Genomic DNA, 16,386 nt, shown 5'->3' on the forward strand with positions numbered 1-16,386 from the left:
AGAGGTCAAGTGCCTTTCACGGCAATGGCAATCCTGTGCGGCAGCCTCGAAAGCACCTGCCTCTATCAAATGCCAAGTATAGCTATAGCCAGTCTGGCTAAGACAATTTCTCTAAGAACGTTCGAACGTTTTCAAGATTTCTAGATGTCCTAACCCAAGTGACTATGGCTATAGTATGACACCCAGTTTCCCTTGGCTATGCCGTTAGCGAAACGGCGGCTCTCGATCGCCCAAGGCTTGGTTTAACCAGGGCCGGAACGATGCGATCGCTCGCTAACCTGCCGCCAAACAAGTTTCGTGCCACTGGCCCCAGTCGCAGAGCAGCAGCTCCACCCATTACAAACAGGTTGCACCCCGGCCAGCGCAGGTGCTCATCCAGTACCGGCAGGCCGTTGACCACTTCAATTGGATGAGTAGCCTGCACATCCGCCAGCAGGGGCCAGTGCTCGACATTGAGCTGGCTGCCGGTGGCCAGCCAAATGCGGTCGATGGGCAGGTGGGTGAGGCAGTCGTGCTCGGCCCCGGTGCTACAGTGCACCCGCCAAGCTTGTCCTTTCCACTCGGCCTGCTGCACCTCGCACTGTTCGTAGAAGGTGATTTTGCCCTGGCGTTCCAGCCGCCGCAGTTTCAGCAGCATAGCTGGAGTGACAGAGCCGCCGTTGCGAGCCTGCTGGATCATCTGCCAGCGCTGTGGCCAACTGGGTTCGGCGTGAAAGCCTTTGAGATATTTTGGGCCGAGCCAGCCCGGTTCGGCATCAAACAGCTTGGCGTAGAACTGCCGCCGCGCCATCATGATCACCTGGGCACCACGATTGGCTGCTCCCAGGGCCAGGTGGCCACTGGTCAAGCCGCTGCCCACAATCAAAATGCGATCGCCCGCCAGTGAGAGCCCTCGCAGGTCAATTTGGCTGGAGTGGCGCAAGCGCTCGCTCGGATAGTTTTGGGGTATCTGCCTCGCCCAGGCTGGAATTTGAGGTGTGCCGCCCGCGATCGCCAGCACCACCCGCCGGGCCAAAAGCTGCCGTCCATCCGCCAACCCCAGCCGAAACCGCTGCCGCCCCAACACCTGACACAGCTCCAGGTGCTGCACCGTCCCGGCCATGACGCGATGGGCCAGATCCCACCGCTGAATCACCGACTGACAAAAGTCGCCAAACAGGGCCGTACTGGGCAGAGCATAGGGTGGAAACAGCTCGTCGGGCCGCCCTTCGGCAAAGGTGCGCAGCGCCGAAGGATGGGGGTCGGGGTGGTGAACGGCGGGCGATCGCAGATGAGGAATTTCAAAGGCCGCAAACTGATGGTGCCACTGGTGCAGCCACTCCCCGGCTGGGTCGATCACCACAACGCGATCGCGCATAGTAGCTTTTTTCTGAAGCAAGTGGGTGACTAGGGTAAGCGCCTGGGGGCCAGTGCCGATAATGGCAATGTCGGTGGAGGGGGGCATGGGGATGGATGGGTGGATGAGTGGATGGGTAGGGTGAAGGGTTATGGAGTATTGGATCATCCCCTCTTAGCAGGGGTAGGGGTGGGTTTAATCAGGTGTCTAGCATTTAAATACTGATGCTCAGTTTACAATGATAATCATTATCAATAGTTTGTGGACATGATGGTCGTTCGGGGGTGAAACTGGCTATGGCTGAGGTGCAGAGAGAACTATCGACTGGTGTTGGGTCGGAGACTCGGTATTACCCCTGGCGATGGCAAGGGCGGGAGGTGGCGCTCGCCTACGATGTGCAGGGTGAAGGGCAAACCCTGCTGCTGCTGCCCGCCTTTAGCAGTATTTCGACGCGGGCGGAGTTGGATGGGTTGGCGCAGGGGTTGGCCCAACGCTACCGGGTGATCACCCTCGACTGGGTGGGGTTTGGCGAGTCGGCGCGACCGGCTGGTTGCAGTCGACCGGCGATCTACCAGGCTATGCTCAACGATTTTGTGCGGGATGTGGTGCCGGAGGCGGCGGGGGTGGTAGCCTGTGGCCACAGTGCGGGTTATGCCCTGGAGCTGGCGGCACAAGGGGATGTGGTGGGGTTGAAGGCGATCGCGCTGGTCGCCCCCACCTGGCGCGGCCCGTTACCCACGGCCATGGGCGAACGGCGACGGATTTACACCCTGCTGCGCTGGCTGGTGTGGACGCCGCTGCTGGGCCAGGGGCTCTATGCTCTCAATACCCACCCCGCCTTCTCACCCCTCACAACTCCCGCAGACCCCAAAAAATTCCAGCGTGTGGTAGTAAATCCGAAACGAGCTGGTTCCCTGGAGCTGCGCCGCTAACCCCTGCACCGGACAGGTTTCGACCGGCACCGAAACGCCGCACTGCAAGCAGGTGAGGTAGTGGTGGTCATGCTCCACAGCGCTGTAGAGGGTTTCTCCGGTCAGCGTTACCCGATGCTGCACCAGCCCGAGCAATTTCAGCGCATCCAGCGCCCGATAGACCGTAGCCAGACCAATCGGACGCTGGGTGCACATGGCCCCGTGGAGCGCCTGGGCCGAGAGCGGTTGGGGCTGCTGGCGCAGGGCCGCCAAGACGGCCTGCTGACCAGCGGTTAGGGGAGAAGTATGGGTCACCGCTGAGACCGCTGCACAGATTTTTTCGGCGGAGGGGTCGCGATCCATAGCAAGATGAGATAGGATACTCAGGAATGATAATCATTATCATATTGCAAAACCATGGTTCTGTCTCCCTCGCCCGCGCCTGCGGTGAACAACCCTGATGTGGCCACCGACCAACCTGCGATCAACGTACCGGAATTGCCTCTGGTGCATCGCCCCCGTCGTCTGCGCCGCACCGAGGGGCTACGCCGCATGGTGCGCGAAACTCGTTTGACGGTTGATGACTTGATCTATCCCCTGTTTGTGATGGAGGGCAGCGGCCAGCGGCAAGAGGTGGCCTCGATGCCGGGCTGCTTTCGCTATTCCCTCGATCTACTGCTGGAGGAACTTCAGGAGGTTGTGGGGCTGGGGATTGGGGCGATCGCCCTTTTCCCGTTAATTCCTGACCACCAAAAAGACAACGCGGGCACCGAAAGCTACAACCCCACCGGGCTAATTCCCCAAGCTGTGCGCGCCATCAAGCAGGCCTTTCCCCAACTGCTGGTGATTACCGACGTCGCCCTCGACCCCTACAGCAGTATGGGCCACGACGGCATTGTAGAAAATGGCGAAATTCTCAACGACGAAACCGTGGCGGTGCTGGTCAAGCAAGCCCTGGCCCACGCCGAAGCTGGAGCCGACATGGTTGCCCCCTCCGACATGATGGATGGCCGCATCGGAGCCATTCGTCAGGCCCTCGACGCCGAGGGCTGGATCAACGTCGGCATTCTCGCCTACTCCGCCAAGTACGCCTCTGCCTACTACGGCCCCTTCCGCGATGCCCTAGAAAGCGCCCCCAAATTTGGCGACAAAAAGACCTACCAAATGGACCCCGCCAACACCGCCGAAGCCCTGAAAGAAGTCGATCTCGACATCACCGAAGGGGCCGACATTGTCATGGTCAAACCCGCCCTGGCCTACCTGGATGTGATCCACCGCATCAAGCAGCACACGAACCTACCCGTCGCCGCCTACAACGTCAGCGGCGAATACGCCATGGTCAAAGCCGCCGCCGCCCAGGGCTGGATCGATGAACAGGCCGTGATGCTCGAAACCCTGACCAGCATTAAGCGAGCCGGAGCGGATGTGATTTTGACCTACTTCGCTAAGGATGTGGCGAGGGTTTTGGGGAGTGAAGGGGTGAAGGGGTGAAGGGGTGAAGGGGTGAAGGGGTGAAGGCGTGAAGGCGTGAAGGCGTGAAGGCGTGAAGGCGTGAAGGGGTGAAGGGGTGATTCTTCATGCTCATCACTCCCCACCTCTTCACGCCTTCACTCCCCACCTCTTCACTCTTCACTCCCCACCTCTTCACTTCCCCACCTCTTCACCTCATCACTCCCCCACCTCTTCACCCTTCACGCCTTCACCCTTCACTCCCCCACCTCTTCACCCTTCACTCCCCCACCTCTTCACCCTTCACCCTTCACTCTTCACAAGCAAGGAGATCCTCCATGCCCCTACTCTTCCCCTTCCGCCGAACGGCCTTACTGCTGGCGTCTTCTGTGGCCGTTGTCCTGGGTGGTTGTGCGCCAGAACCGACAGACACGGCTGGCACCGAATCGCCTGATGGTGCGATCGCAACGGACTTGACGGTGATGACGACGATTTTGCCGATTACGCAGTTTACGAATGCGGTGGTGGGCGATCGCGCCGAGGTGATCCCCTTGATGCCGACCCATATGGACCCCCACGATTTTCAGGCGAGCCCTGCCGATGTGCAAGCGTTAGTGAATGCCGATGTGCTGGTGAAAAACGGCCTGGAGATGGAGTTCTTTTTGGATGACCTGATCGCCAATGCGGAGAACCCAGACCTGGTAATGATCGACTCTAGCGAGGGGATCGCGGTGCTGTCGAATGAAGCGGTGGAGGGCCACAGTCAAGGTAAGGCTGATGACCATGACCACAGCCACGACCATGACCACGACCATGACCATGACCATGACCACAGCCACGGCCACGGCCACGACCATGCCGGGCATCACCACCACGGCGAATACAATCCCCACATCTGGCTTGACCCCAAGCGGGCCATTCAGCAGGTGGAAAACATTCGTGACGGCATGATTGCCGTTGACCCCGAGGGCAAGGGAATTTACACCGCCAATGCAGCGGCCTTTATTGCGGAGCTAGAGGCGCTAGATGCGGAGATTTCTGACAAGCTGGCACCCTTTGCGGGACAGACCTTTGTGGCGTTTCACGACTTTGCCCCCTACTTTGCCGAGAGCTATGACCTAGATGCCGAGTTCTTGGTGGATGTGCCTACAGTCAGCCCGGCCCCTGAAGATGTGAAGCGGGTAATGGATACCGTCGAGGCGTCAAACCTAAAAACGATTCTGACGGAACCCTCGGCTGGGGAAGATGCCTTTGCGGCGATCGCCAAAGATATGGGCGTTCAAGTGGGGATGTTTAACCCCATTGAAGTGGGCGGTCCTGAGTCGGTGATGCCCGACTACTACCTCACTACCATGCGCCAAAATGCCGCCAACCTAGCGGCATCCTTTGAGGCATCTACTCAACAGTCTTGGCTACCGCTGTGGTCAAACCCGCTGGCTGTAGCCGTGCCCCAAGCCGTGGGCCTGCGGTTTTAGGAGGAACACTTTGAGCACAGCAGTTTTGGCCGTTGAGGGGCTGACGGTGTACCGCGACACCTACGCCGCCGTGCAGGATGTCTCCTTTACCCTCGAAGCAGGCACCGACACCGCCATCGTTGGCCCCAACGGGGCGGGGAAGAGCACGCTAATTCAGGCCATCTTAGGTGTTCTGCCCCGGCAATCGGGAGAGGTTGGGCTCATGGGCCACGCCCTCAGCCCCAGAGGTGTGTTGCCCGGAAAGGTGCGTCAGCAGATCGCCTACCTACCCCAAAATTTTCTGTTCGACCGCCGTATCCCGATCACCGTCAATGAACTGGTCGCCCTCGGCTGGGACACCCTGGGGCCACAGCTGCCCTGGGCCAACCGCCAACCGCGCCGCCTGGCGGTTGACCGCGCCCTGGCCGAAGTCGATGCCCTGCACCTCGGCCCCCAGCCCATCGCCCGCCTCTCCGGCGGCGAAATAAAGCGAGCCTTACTCGCCTACTGCCTGGTGCGCCCCCGCCGCCTGCTGATCCTCGACGAAGCCCCCGCCGGTCTAGACGTCCTCGGCGAATCCGAGTTTTACCAACTCCTCTACCAGCTCAAACAAGAGCAGGGCTGGGCCATTCTGCAAATCTCCCACGACCTCGACATGGTCAGAAAACACTGCGATCGCGTCCTCTGCCTCAACCGCTCCCTCCGCTGCCAGGGCACCCCAGGCTATGCGCTGTCACCCGACAACTTGGTTTCGGTGTATGGGTCGGAGTTTGTGCGGTATCGACATCAGCACTGAGGGGTGAAGAGGTGGGGAGGTGAAGGGTGAAGAGGTGAAGAGTGAAGAGGTGGGGAGGTGAAGGGTGAAGAGTGAGGAGTGAGGAGTGAGGAGTGAAGAAGCAACCAAAAAATCACCCTTCACCCTTCACCCTTTACTCCTCCACCCTTCACCCCTTACTCCTCCACCCTTCACCCCTTACTCCTCCACCCTTTACTCCTCCACCCTTCACCCTTTACTCCTCCACCCTTTACCCTTTACTCCATCACCCTTCACCCTTTACTCCTTCACCCTTCACCCTTTACTCCTTTACTCCTTCACCCTTCACCCTTTACTCCTCCACCCTTCACTACCCACCTGTCCGCATTATTAATCAGACTTACTAATCGCCCAAGGACTTGATCATATGTTTGTTTCATTCTTTGTTCTGTTGCTTGATCGAGATAATGGCAGCGTTTGGAAAAGGCTAGCCATGTTTGAGTTTCTGCGGCTTCGGCAGCAGAGTCACTGAGTTTGGCAATAAAAGCTGCCTTATATAAACGTTTGCGCCATGCCTCCGCCAAATTTGCACATACGGATCGCGATGACCTTCGCATTTGATCAGTCAAAGAATAACGTTCTTCCTTAGGAAACTGCTTCGTCAACTCAAAAATTTCCATCGCTGCCTCAAAAGCAATTTGATAAACCTCCCAATCCTCATGATTTCTCACCAACCCTCTACCCATAACCCAAGCCCCCCTGACATAACATCCCCCTAAAATACCCACCCCTCCATTCCTTCACTCTTCACCCTTTACCCTTCACTCCCATGCCCTCCCTCACCCCCACACTCGAACTCTTCCAACTCCCCTTCATGCAGCGGGCGCTGATGGGCGGCATTCTGATGGGCCTGATGGGGGGGCTGTTGGGCAGTTTTACGATTCTGCGGCAGCTGTCGTTTTTTAGCGATGCCCTGGGTCACTCGGCGCTGCTGGGTATCAGTCTGGGCCTGCTGTTGGGGATGAGTCCATCGTCGGTGCTGCTGCCCTTTGCGGTGCTGTTTGCTCTGGGGGTGACCTACCTGCTAGAGCACACCCGGCTGTGGACCGATGCGCTGCTGAATATTGTCTACTCGTCGTCGCTGGCGATTGGGGTGATTTTGTTGACCTTTGTGGGGCAGTACAAGGGGGGCATAAACAGCATTTTGTTTGGCGATATTTTGGCGGTGCGGCAGGGTGACTTGTGGGTGAGTGCGGGGCTGCTGCTGGTGTGCGTAGTGTTTGTGGGGCTGACGTTGCGATCGCAGATCCTGCTCACCCTGCACGAACCGCTGGCGATCGCTCGGGGCATCTCGGCCTCGGCCCATCGCTCGGCGTTTATTGTGCTGCTGGCCCTGGTGGTAGGCACCTCGATCAAGGCGATCGGCGTACTGCTGATCAGCGCCTTTGTGGTGATTCCGGCCTGTGCCGCCCGCCTGCTCAGCCGCACCTTCACCGGCTACGTCATTTTGTCGGCAATGCTGGGGGCGCTCGGGGCTGTGCTGGGCATGGTGTTTTCAGCAGGGTTTAATCTGCCGTCGGGGCCTGCGATCGTGACAGCGCAGCTAGCGATTTTCCTGGTAGCGATTGTGTTGCCGAGAACTAAATTGTCGGCGGTTTAGGGAGGGTGTTGGGTGTTAGGTGCCAAAAAAACCGAAACCCGAAACCTCTCCATTGCCCAGTCCATTAATCCCTTAAAGGACATTTCTAAAATGACCGATCAACTATCCGATCGAACTATTTTCCGAGGTGCGAGCAACAGGGTTCCTGGTGCAGGGCTCATGGTCTAAGACCAACCTAAAACCTTGCACCTTGCACCTGAAACCTTGCACCTGAAACCTTGCTCTTCTTTGTTGTTTATTGCCGCAGTTAAAACTATGACCGCCCAACTTCCTTCCAAGAATATCTCCGCCGACCAGGCGATCGCTGCCCTGTCCACCCAAGCTCAACCTCGCGTTTCTGATGCCGAAATGCGTCAGGCCGTACGCACGCTGCTGATCGGCCTAGGCGAAGACCCCGATCGCGAAGGGTTACTCGACACCCCCAAACGGGTGGTTAAAGCGCTCAAATTCCTCACCTCCGGCTACAACCAATCCCTCGACGAGCTGCTGAACGGAGCCATCTTCCACGAAAACACCAACGAAATGGTGCTGGTGCGCGACATCGATCTGTTTAGCTCCTGCGAGCACCACATTCTGCCGATTTTGGGCCGTGCCCACGTCGCCTACATCCCCAACGGTAAGGTGATCGGCCTCTCCAAAGTCGCCCGCATCTGTGAAATGTACGCCCGCCGCCTGCAAGTGCAAGAACGCCTCACCGCCCAGATCGCTGACGCCCTCCAGGGCCTACTACAACCCCAGGGTGTCGCGGTCGTGGTCGAAGCCACCCACATGTGCATGGTCATGCGCGGCGTGCAAAAACCCGGCTCCTGGACGGTGACCAGCGCCATGAAAGGCGTCTTTGCCGACGACGCCCGCACCCGTCAGGAGTTTATGAGCCTGATTCGGCACAGTCCGGCGTTTCACTAGGGGGTGAAGGGTGAAGGGTGAAGGGTGAAGGGTGAAGGGTGAAGGGTGAAGGGTGAAGGGTGAAGGGTGAAGGGTGAAGGGTGAAGGGTGAAGGGTGAAGGGTGAAGGGTGAAGGGTGAAGGGTGAAGGGTGAAGGGTGAAGGGTGAAGGGGTAAAGGGTGAAGGAGTAATTTTTGGTTGCCTCATCACTTCCCCACCTCTTCACTCCCCCACCTCTTCACTTCTTCACTTCTTCACTTCTTCACTTCCCCACCTCTTTACCTCATCACTCCCCCACCTCTTCACTCTTCACGTCCCCACCTCTTCACTCTTCACTCCCCCACCTCTTCACCTCATCACTCCCCCACCTCTTCACTCTTCACTTCCCCACCTCTTCACCTCTTCACCTTCTCCCCTCCCCCCATGCCCCACTTCATCGCCATCTCCGGCCCCTCTGGCAGCGGCAAGACTACCTGGATTAGCCAGTTCTTCACGGATCAGTCCATGCCTCAGTTCTACGTGTGTCCTGGGCTGGGGGAGATCTCGGTGGATTTAGCGCAGGTTGGCTATCGGTTTCCCTGGGTGCAGGTGGTGAGCGAGGCGCAACTGAAGGCGGTGCTGGCTGATTTGCCAGAGCAGGCCACGGTGTACTTTGAGTGGGGCTTTCATCTCGATTTGGGATCGCCGTTTTTGGCGGGGCTGGGTTGTGAGCGAGTGGCGGTGCTGCCCCCTGCCCTGGCTGAGTCTGACTGGCACACCTGGGCCGATCGCATTGTAGTGGGCAATGCCGTGGCCGCTCCGGCCAATGGGCGGCTGCCCGAGATTTGGTGTACGCCCCTGACTGGGCAGGTGTTTGACCCGCCCAGCCTGGACGCGCTGTTAATTGAGCTGACGGGCGGAGCCTACGGCCAGGTGTGTCGCATGAAGGGCATTTTTGAACTGCCCAATGGTCGCGCTTTTCACGTCGATTTTGTTGAGGGGCTGTTGGGGATGGAATATACCGAGTTGAACATTCCGCCCTGGCTGGAGGGGCGACCCAGTCGCTATAGCGGCATTGAAGTGGTGGGCTGGGGGCTGGAGCGAGAGGCGATCGCCCAAACCCTGCTCGACGGTTGCCTGTCAGATGCGGCCCTGGCCCAGTACCACCAGCATTACCAAGCATTAGACCCCGCCGAGGAGGCGCTTTTTGTATGAAACTCGCTGTTATCTCCTGCATCCACGGCAACTATGAGGCGCTAAACGCAGTGCTCTCGGATATTGATACCCACAAGGCCGACCAGATCTACTGCCTGGGCGATCTGGTCGGCTACGGCCCCCATCCCAATGCGGTGGTGGAGCTGGTGCGATCGCTCGATATCCCCACCTGCCAGGGCTGCTGGGATGAAGACATCGTTGAGGGACTAAACGCCTGCGATTGCAGCTACCCCTCCCAACTGGCCGAAAAACGGGGCCACCTGGCCCACGAGTGGACCAATCAGGCGATTCACCCCGAAGTGCGCGAGTACCTGGCCAGCCTACCCATGACCCTGCGCCAGGATAATCTCTGCTTCGTCCACGGCAGCCCCAACAGCCAGCACGAGTACCTATTGCCCACCATGGATGGCTTTGCTGCTCTAGAACGAGTCCTCACCGCCGAAGCCGATGTACTCTTTTGCGGCCACACCCACATCCCCTACCTGCGGGAACTGGAGAACGGCACCCTGTCCGTCAAGGTACACCAACCAGGACAAGACGAAACCCAGCACCAGTTCACCGCCCCCCTGAAGCGCATTATCAACGCCGGGTCCGTCGGCGAACCCCGCCACGGTAGACCCAACGCCACCTACGTCCTCTACGACACCGACAGCACCCAGGTCACCCTGCGCGAAGTGCCCTACGACTACCAAAAAACCTGCGCCGCCATCATCGAGCAAGGCCTGCCACCCATCTTTGCCTGGCGACTAGCGCGCGGCATGGAGTTCGCCGAGCGGGCAGAGGATGCGGGGCACGTTTGTGAAAGGTGAAGAGGTGATGGGTGATGGGTGATGGGTGATGGGTGATGGGTGATGGGTGATGGGTGATGGGTGATGGGTGATGAGGTAGTTTTGGTTGATTCCCCACCTCTTCACCTCCCCACCTCTTCACCTCTTCACCTCTTCACCTCCACACCTCCCCACCTCTTCACCACCCGACAACCAGGAGTTCAACCATGCAATGGGCCATTCTCAGCGGAATCGAAGGCAATCTACCGGCCTATGAGGCAGTGCTGGCAGACATTCGGCGGCAGCGGCAGCCGGTGACGGATCTGTTTATTTTGGGCGATCTGGTGGGATTGCAGGGGGATAGCGAGGCGCTGGTGCGGCGGGTGCGATCGCCCCAGCCAGGAGAACCCATGCCCCAAGTCTGCACAGGCTGGTGGGAGGAGCAGTGCTTTAGCCTGCACGGCATTCGCGGCCTGCCCGATGCGCCAGAGTTGGTAGATCGCTATGGCTTGGGGGCGGTGAAAGACCTGTGGGAGGCGGTGTCGCGGGAGACAGTGCTGTGGTTGGCGGATTTGGACTTTGGCTTTCATGAGCTGGACTGTTTGCTCATTCATGGCAGTACCGTGAGCTATGGCGATGAGCTGACGCCAGAGACACCGCCGATTACTCTGTGCGATCGCCTGATTCGGGCCGATGCCAATACGCTGTTCTGCGGGCGATCGGGCCTAGCCTTTGAGGGCTGGGTAGAACCCGGTGCTCTGCGCTCTACGGTGACCACCCTTGACCAAACCGCTGCCCCCCAGGAACAAGAGAAGTCGCCCCGCCGGGTCGTGGGGGTGGGCAACGTGGGGCGGGCAGGGGGATCACCGTCCTACGTACTCTACAACCCTGGCACAGACCAAGTGAGCTTTAAATCGGTTCAATCCAGCCCGGCCAGGGGGTTTGGTGCTGCTAGGTCAAAAAAATGAAAAATGCTGAATTTGGCGCTCAGCGACTACAGGCTGCGGTGTAAATTTAGCTGATTTGCTTCGGGTTGCAGGTGCCGGGTTTCAGGTTCTAGGTTTCAGGAAAGGTGAGCTGATTAACGCCAGACTGTACTACGGACTACCCTCAATAGGCATCGGCTTTTAGAACGTTAGAGAATACACAATTACCAGTTTATTTCATTATGAAAAGCCCAGAATCGGCCATTGTTTTCGATCAAGAACGCGCTTCATCCTACGATCAACAGTTTGATGCCCTAGCGCCAATTCGCGAGGCCCTGCATCTACAGATTCGCATCATCCTGTCAGAACTTCCCGCCGATGCCAACATTCTCTGTGTAGGAGTAGGCACCGGGGCAGAACTGATTTATCTTGCTCAAGCCTTTCCACAATGGCGGTTTACTGCGGTCGAGCCTGCCGCACCAATGCTCGATATCTGTCGCCACAAAACTGAAGCGATCGGTATTGCTTCGCGCTGTACGTTTCATCAGGGCTATCTTGACTCACTTCCTGCCACAGAGCCTTTCCAGGCAGCAACCTGTCTTTTGGTGTCTCATTTCTTTATGCAATCCGATGAGCGCAGCCGCTTCTTCCAGCAAATTGCGACCCGGCTTCAGCCTGGCGGGTATTTAGTGAGTGCTGATTTGACGGCTGATATGGCGACTGCCGAGTATCAAAGCCTGCTTGAAGTTTGGCTGCGAATGCTGCGATATGCTGACATGCCAGAAGCAGAAGTTGAAAAATTCCGCGCCTCCTACGGTCGCGATGTCGCTTTATTATCACCAGAAAACGTTGCATCAATCATGACGGAGGGCAGCTTTGAGCTGCCAGTCTTGTTTTACCAAAGCCTTTTGGCTCGAGCTTGGTATGCCCATCGACGACCTGAGTGAAGGCTGCCAATCAGTTGAGTTGCGGGGTGGGCAGTGCCCACCATTCGGAAACTATTTTCAAGCGAATTAGGACAACTGACCTGACCAACAGCCAGCTATGGGGGGTGCAGCTCCATTTTGCACTATCATGATAACGATTATCATTCTATGAGTGATACGGCGATGCCCTACCTTCCTCAGCCCTCATCGGTGGCAGACCCAGTAATTCCTAAGCGGGGTCTGCCCGTGACCCTGATCACGGGCTTTTTGGGCAGTGGCAAAACCACCCTGCTCAACCACATTCTGACCAACCGGCAAAACCTCAAGGTGGCGGTCTTGGTCAACGAGTTTGGCGATATCAATATCGACAGCCAGCTTTTAGTTTCCATCGACGAGACCATGGTAGAGCTGAGCAACGGCTGCATCTGCTGCACCATCAACGATGACCTGATCGACGCCGTGTACCGGGTGCTGGAGCTGTCCGATCGCATCGATTACCTGGTGGTCGAAACCACCGGCCTAGCCGACCCCCTACCGATCATGCTGACCTTTGTGGGCACCGAGCTAAAACGGCTCACCCACCTAGATTCTGTCATCACCGTTGTCGATGCCGAAACCTTTACCGACGACCACTTCGACAGTGCCGCCGCCACTAGCCAGCTCACCTACGGCGACATTATTCTGCTCAACAAGGCCGACCTCACCCCCGAGGTCAAGCTGACCTGGCTAGAGACCTACATTCAGGGCTTTAAAGACCAGGCACGGGTGCTGCGCTGCTCGCTCACCGAACAGGCCGACCAACTGCCCCTTTCTGCCCTGCTAGATGTAGGGCTAGCTCCAACTCTGCCCCCCGCCATAGTCAGCGCTACCCCAGAGCCCCAACCCAACGGACACCTGGGCACCGATGGCTTTATGTCGATTCCCTTCAGGAGCGATCGCCCCTTTAACGTAGATCGCTTTGAGCACTTTCTCATGGCCCAGTTACCCGCCGAGGTGTTTCGCGCCAAAGGCATCCTCTGGTTTGAGGGCGAAGACCTGCGACACATCTTTCAGCTCAGCGGCAAACGGTTTGACCTCAGCCCCGAACCCTGGACTGGCACACCCCAAAACCAGTTGGTCTTTATTGGTCGTCAGCTCAACCCCCTCCAGATTCACCAGCAGCTCATCAACTGCCTAACCGGCAGTCGCTCTCTCTGTCTGTAAAACAGGGTTAGCGGTTAGCGCCTTGCACCGTTTACCGCTAACCGTCCCCCATCCCCCCTATCCCTCCACCCCTCCACCCTCCACCCCTCTACCCTCCACCCTCCACCCTTCACCCTTCACCCTTCACCCCTCCACATCCCATGCAACCCAACACCCCCGACACCCGCCTCCCTGTCACCATCATCACCGGCTTCTTGGGCAGCGGCAAAACCACCTTGCTGAACCACATTTTGCAAAACTTCGATGCCTTCCGCGTTGCGGTGCTGGTGAATGAATTTGGCGATATCAATATCGACAGCCAGTTTTTGGTCACCGTTGAGCAAGACATGGTGGAGCTGACCAACGGCTGTATCTGCTGCACGATCAACGACGACCTGATGCAGGCGGTGTACCGGGTGCTGGAGAAGCGAGACCGGATCGACTACCTGGTGGTCGAAACCACTGGCGTTGCCGACCCCCTGCCCATCACCCTGACCTTCCTCGGCACCGAACTGCGGGATCTGACCCGGCTCGATTCCATTCTGACCATGATCGATGCCGAAAGCTTTGAACCCGATCTGTTCCAAAGTCAAGCGGCTATGAGTCAGGTGGCCTACGGCGACATTCTGCTGCTCAACAAGACCGACTTGGTTGCGCCAGAACGCCTAGAGTCAGTGGAACAGCACCTGCGCACCCTACGCGAGGATGTCAAAATTCTCCGTAGCCAACATGGTCAGGTGCCCCTGCCGCTGATTATTGATGTGAAAGCCGGAGAGCAGGGGCTATACCAAGCAGTGGCCCAGGCCGATGCCGAAAAAGCCGCCCATGACCATGACCATGACCACGAGCACCACCATCACCACTCCGACCATCTCGATAACGACGGTTTTGTGTCGATGTCCTTTCGTGCTGAACAGCCCTTTTCCCTAAAGAAATTTCAGCAGCTTCTCGACCTGCAACTACCCGCCGAACTCTTTCGGATGAAAGGCGTGCTCTGGTTTAAAGAAAGCCCCGCCCGACACTTCTTTCAGCTCACGGGCCGACGCTACCAGCTCCAAGACGACCAGTGGCAGAGTACCCCCAGCAATCAGCTGGTCTGCATTGGCCGCAGCCTTGATATCAAAGCGATGGAAGCAAAGCTGAAGGACTGTATAGCAGAGGGGGCGTAGGAGTCAGGTAGCAGGTGTCAGGTGTCAGGTGCTAGGTGTCAGGTTGCAGGTAAAGCCTCCTACCCATCCACCCATCCACCCGCCTACCCATCCACCCATCCACCCATCCACCCGCCTACCCATCCACCCGCCTACCCATCCACCCATCCACCCATCCACCCGCCTACCCATCCACCCGCCTACCCCCAATGCCCTTCACCCTCACCAACACCATCACCCGGCGTCAGCAACCCTTTATCCCCATCACCCCCGGTCAGGTGACGATGTACTGCTGCGGGGTGACGGTTTACGACGATTGCCACCTGGGCCATGCTCGGTCTTATCTGGGGTGGGATGTGCTGCGGCGATACTTAAGCTGGCGAGGTTACACCGTTCGCTACGTGCAGAACTTTACTGATATTGACGACAAGATTCTCAACCAGGCCACGGCTGAGGGCACGACGATGGCAGCGGTGTCTGAGCGCTATATTCAGCGCTATTTCGAAGATATGCGTCGGCTGAATGTGCTCGATGCCGATGACTACCCCCGGGTGACGGAGCACATTGGGGCGATTCACGAGCTGATTGGCCAGCTAGAGGAGAAGGGCTATGCCTACGCTGCCGAAGGGGATGTCTATTATCGGGTGGGGCAGTTCGCCGACTATGGTCAGCTCTCGGGGCGATCGCAGTCTGCCCTACAGGCCGGGGCCAGCGGTCGCGATCTGGCGGCTACGGCCAAGGCCGACCCAGCTGACTTTGCCCTGTGGAAGGGGGCCAAACCCGGCGAACCCGCCTGGGACTCGCCCTGGGGGCCGGGGCGACCGGGCTGGCACATTGAGTGCTCGGCGATGATTCGGGCGCGGTTGGGGGCTACCATCGATATCCACGGCGGCGGCGGCGATCTGGTGTTTCCCCACCACGAGAATGAGATTGCCCAGTCGCAGGCAGCCAGCGGCAAACCCCTGGCCAACTACTGGCTGCACAACGGCATGGTGACGGTGAACGGGGAGAAGATGTCGAAATCCCTGGGCAATTTCACCACGATTCGCGACCTGCTGGATGGGGGCTGGGCGGAGTACCCGCAGCCGGTAGACCCGATGGTGGTGCGGCTGTTTGTGCTGCAAGGGCACTACCGCAAGCCGCTAGATTTTACCAAGGCTGCGATCGCAGCCTTAATCAATAGCTGGCAAACCTTGAAAGCTGGGCTCCTGTTTGGCGATCGCCACGGTACCCAGATGGGCTGGACCGCCGCTGCCATCCAGTCAGCCCCTCGACAACCCGGCCTGGCTGACCCATGGGTCGAACGGTTTCAAACGGCCATGGATGATGACCTGAATACACCGGGGGCTCTGGCGGTGCTGTTTGAGCTAGCCAAAGGGTTACAGCGGGAAGGAAATCGTCTGGTGCATGAGGGGCAGACCCAAGCCAGCCTTGATCTGCTCTGGCAGCAGTGGCAAACCCTGGTGCACCTGGCCCAGGTGTTGGGGCTAGAGATCGCTACAGACGGCAATGCCGACGCAACAGCTGTGGGTTTAGATAACGATGCGATTGCAGAGCTGATCCAACAGCGCCAGGTCGCCCGACAACAGCAGGACTTTGCCACGGCAGATCAGATTCGCGATCGCCTGGCGGCAATGGGGATTGCGGTGGTTGATCAACTGGATGGAGAAGTCCGTTGGCATCGGCAGCAAATCAACGATAGTGAGCCGAACTATTGCCCATAGGTTTGCAAGGAAACGCTCCACATTTAATATGTTAGCATCTGCAAAGTCCCCAATTAAACATGAATCTTTC

16 protein-coding genes are annotated in these 16,386 nt (G+C 58.2%); 13 read left to right on the forward strand and 3 right to left on the reverse strand.

Annotated features, from left to right (window positions below; translation table 11 throughout):
* Nucleotides 1-196: 196 nt before the first annotated feature.
* Entirely contained in the window at nucleotides 197-1,444 is a 1,248-nt protein-coding gene (locus RRF56_RS02835) for a SidA/IucD/PvdA family monooxygenase (RefSeq protein ID WP_317036118.1), read from the reverse strand.
* 188 nt (nucleotides 1,445-1,632) lie between these two features.
* On the opposite strand from RRF56_RS02835, the gene RRF56_RS02840 reads away from it, so the two are divergent.
* Nucleotides 1,633-2,268 (forward strand): alpha/beta fold hydrolase, encoded by a 636-nt coding sequence (locus RRF56_RS02840; RefSeq protein ID WP_317036119.1) that lies wholly within the window; start codon nucleotides 1,633-1,635, stop codon nucleotides 2,266-2,268.
* Here RRF56_RS02840 and RRF56_RS02845 read toward each other — a convergent pair.
* A complete protein-coding gene (locus tag RRF56_RS02845; RefSeq protein ID WP_317036120.1) occupies nucleotides 2,179-2,610 on the reverse strand; it encodes a Fur family transcriptional regulator in 432 nt (143 codons plus the stop codon). The genes RRF56_RS02840 and RRF56_RS02845 overlap by 90 nt on opposite strands.
* A 54-nt stretch (nucleotides 2,611-2,664) precedes the next feature.
* On the opposite strand from RRF56_RS02845, the gene hemB reads away from it, so the two are divergent.
* The 3 genes from hemB (at nucleotide 2,665) to RRF56_RS02860 (ending at nucleotide 5,946) form a co-directional block, all read left to right on the forward strand.
* Nucleotides 2,665-3,738, forward strand: a complete 1,074-nt coding sequence (gene hemB, locus RRF56_RS02850; RefSeq protein ID WP_317036121.1) for a porphobilinogen synthase — start codon at nucleotides 2,665-2,667, stop codon at nucleotides 3,736-3,738.
* A gap of 296 nt (nucleotides 3,739-4,034) precedes the next feature.
* On the forward strand, nucleotides 4,035-5,171 hold the full coding sequence (locus RRF56_RS02855) for a metal ABC transporter solute-binding protein, Zn/Mn family (RefSeq protein ID WP_317036122.1): 1,137 nt from the start codon (nucleotides 4,035-4,037) through the stop codon (nucleotides 5,169-5,171).
* A gap of 10 nt (nucleotides 5,172-5,181) precedes the next feature.
* Entirely contained in the window at nucleotides 5,182-5,946 is a 765-nt protein-coding gene (locus RRF56_RS02860; RefSeq protein WP_317036123.1) for a metal ABC transporter ATP-binding protein, read from the forward strand.
* Nucleotides 5,947-6,242: 296 nt separating this feature from the next.
* On the opposite strand, the gene RRF56_RS02865 is transcribed toward RRF56_RS02860, so the two are convergent.
* A complete protein-coding gene (locus RRF56_RS02865) occupies nucleotides 6,243-6,650 on the reverse strand; it encodes a four helix bundle protein (RefSeq protein WP_317036124.1) in 408 nt (135 codons plus the stop codon).
* Nucleotides 6,651-6,733: 83 nt separating this feature from the next.
* Between RRF56_RS02865 and RRF56_RS02870 the strand changes: the two genes are divergently transcribed.
* The 9 genes from RRF56_RS02870 (at nucleotide 6,734) to cysS (ending at nucleotide 16,316) form a co-directional block, all read left to right on the forward strand.
* Entirely contained in the window at nucleotides 6,734-7,564 is an 831-nt protein-coding gene (locus RRF56_RS02870; protein ID WP_317036125.1) for a metal ABC transporter permease, read from the forward strand.
* 255 nt (nucleotides 7,565-7,819) lie between these two features.
* The gene (gene folE, locus RRF56_RS02875) at nucleotides 7,820-8,470 is read left to right on the forward strand and encodes a GTP cyclohydrolase I FolE (RefSeq protein ID WP_410510523.1); all 651 of its coding nucleotides are present in this window, start codon (nucleotides 7,820-7,822) and stop codon (nucleotides 8,468-8,470) included.
* Nucleotides 8,471-8,872: 402 nt separating this feature from the next.
* A complete protein-coding gene (locus RRF56_RS02880; RefSeq protein ID WP_317036126.1) occupies nucleotides 8,873-9,643 on the forward strand; it encodes a GTP-binding protein in 771 nt (256 codons plus the stop codon).
* Nucleotides 9,640-10,452 carry a metallophosphoesterase family protein gene (locus RRF56_RS02885; RefSeq protein WP_317036127.1) on the forward strand — a complete coding sequence of 271 codons (813 nt, stop codon included), beginning with the start codon at nucleotides 9,640-9,642 and terminating at the stop codon, nucleotides 10,450-10,452. The genes RRF56_RS02880 and RRF56_RS02885 overlap by 4 nt, the downstream gene beginning before the upstream one ends.
* Before the next feature lie 185 nt (nucleotides 10,453-10,637).
* Nucleotides 10,638-11,378 (forward strand): hypothetical protein, encoded by a 741-nt coding sequence (locus RRF56_RS02890; RefSeq protein WP_317036128.1) that lies wholly within the window; start codon nucleotides 10,638-10,640, stop codon nucleotides 11,376-11,378.
* 200 nt (nucleotides 11,379-11,578) lie between these two features.
* On the forward strand, nucleotides 11,579-12,283 hold the full coding sequence (locus RRF56_RS02895) for a class I SAM-dependent methyltransferase (protein WP_317036129.1): 705 nt from the start codon (nucleotides 11,579-11,581) through the stop codon (nucleotides 12,281-12,283).
* A gap of 162 nt (nucleotides 12,284-12,445) precedes the next feature.
* On the forward strand, nucleotides 12,446-13,465 hold the full coding sequence (locus RRF56_RS02900; RefSeq protein WP_317036130.1) for a GTP-binding protein: 1,020 nt from the start codon (nucleotides 12,446-12,448) through the stop codon (nucleotides 13,463-13,465).
* A 140-nt stretch (nucleotides 13,466-13,605) separates the two neighbouring features.
* Complete coding sequence (locus RRF56_RS02905; protein ID WP_317036131.1) at nucleotides 13,606-14,613, forward strand: GTP-binding protein; 1,008 nt, start codon at nucleotides 13,606-13,608, stop codon at nucleotides 14,611-14,613.
* A gap of 188 nt (nucleotides 14,614-14,801) precedes the next feature.
* Nucleotides 14,802-16,316: a cysteine--tRNA ligase gene (gene cysS / locus RRF56_RS02910; RefSeq protein WP_317036132.1), complete on the forward strand. Its 1,515-nt coding sequence runs from the start codon at nucleotides 14,802-14,804 to the stop codon at nucleotides 16,314-16,316.
* Nucleotides 16,317-16,386: the final 70 nt, after the last annotated feature.

This window comes from Nodosilinea sp. E11 (genome assembly GCF_032813545.1).
Taxonomy (GTDB): Bacteria; Cyanobacteriota; Cyanobacteriia; order Phormidesmidales; family Phormidesmidaceae; genus Nodosilinea.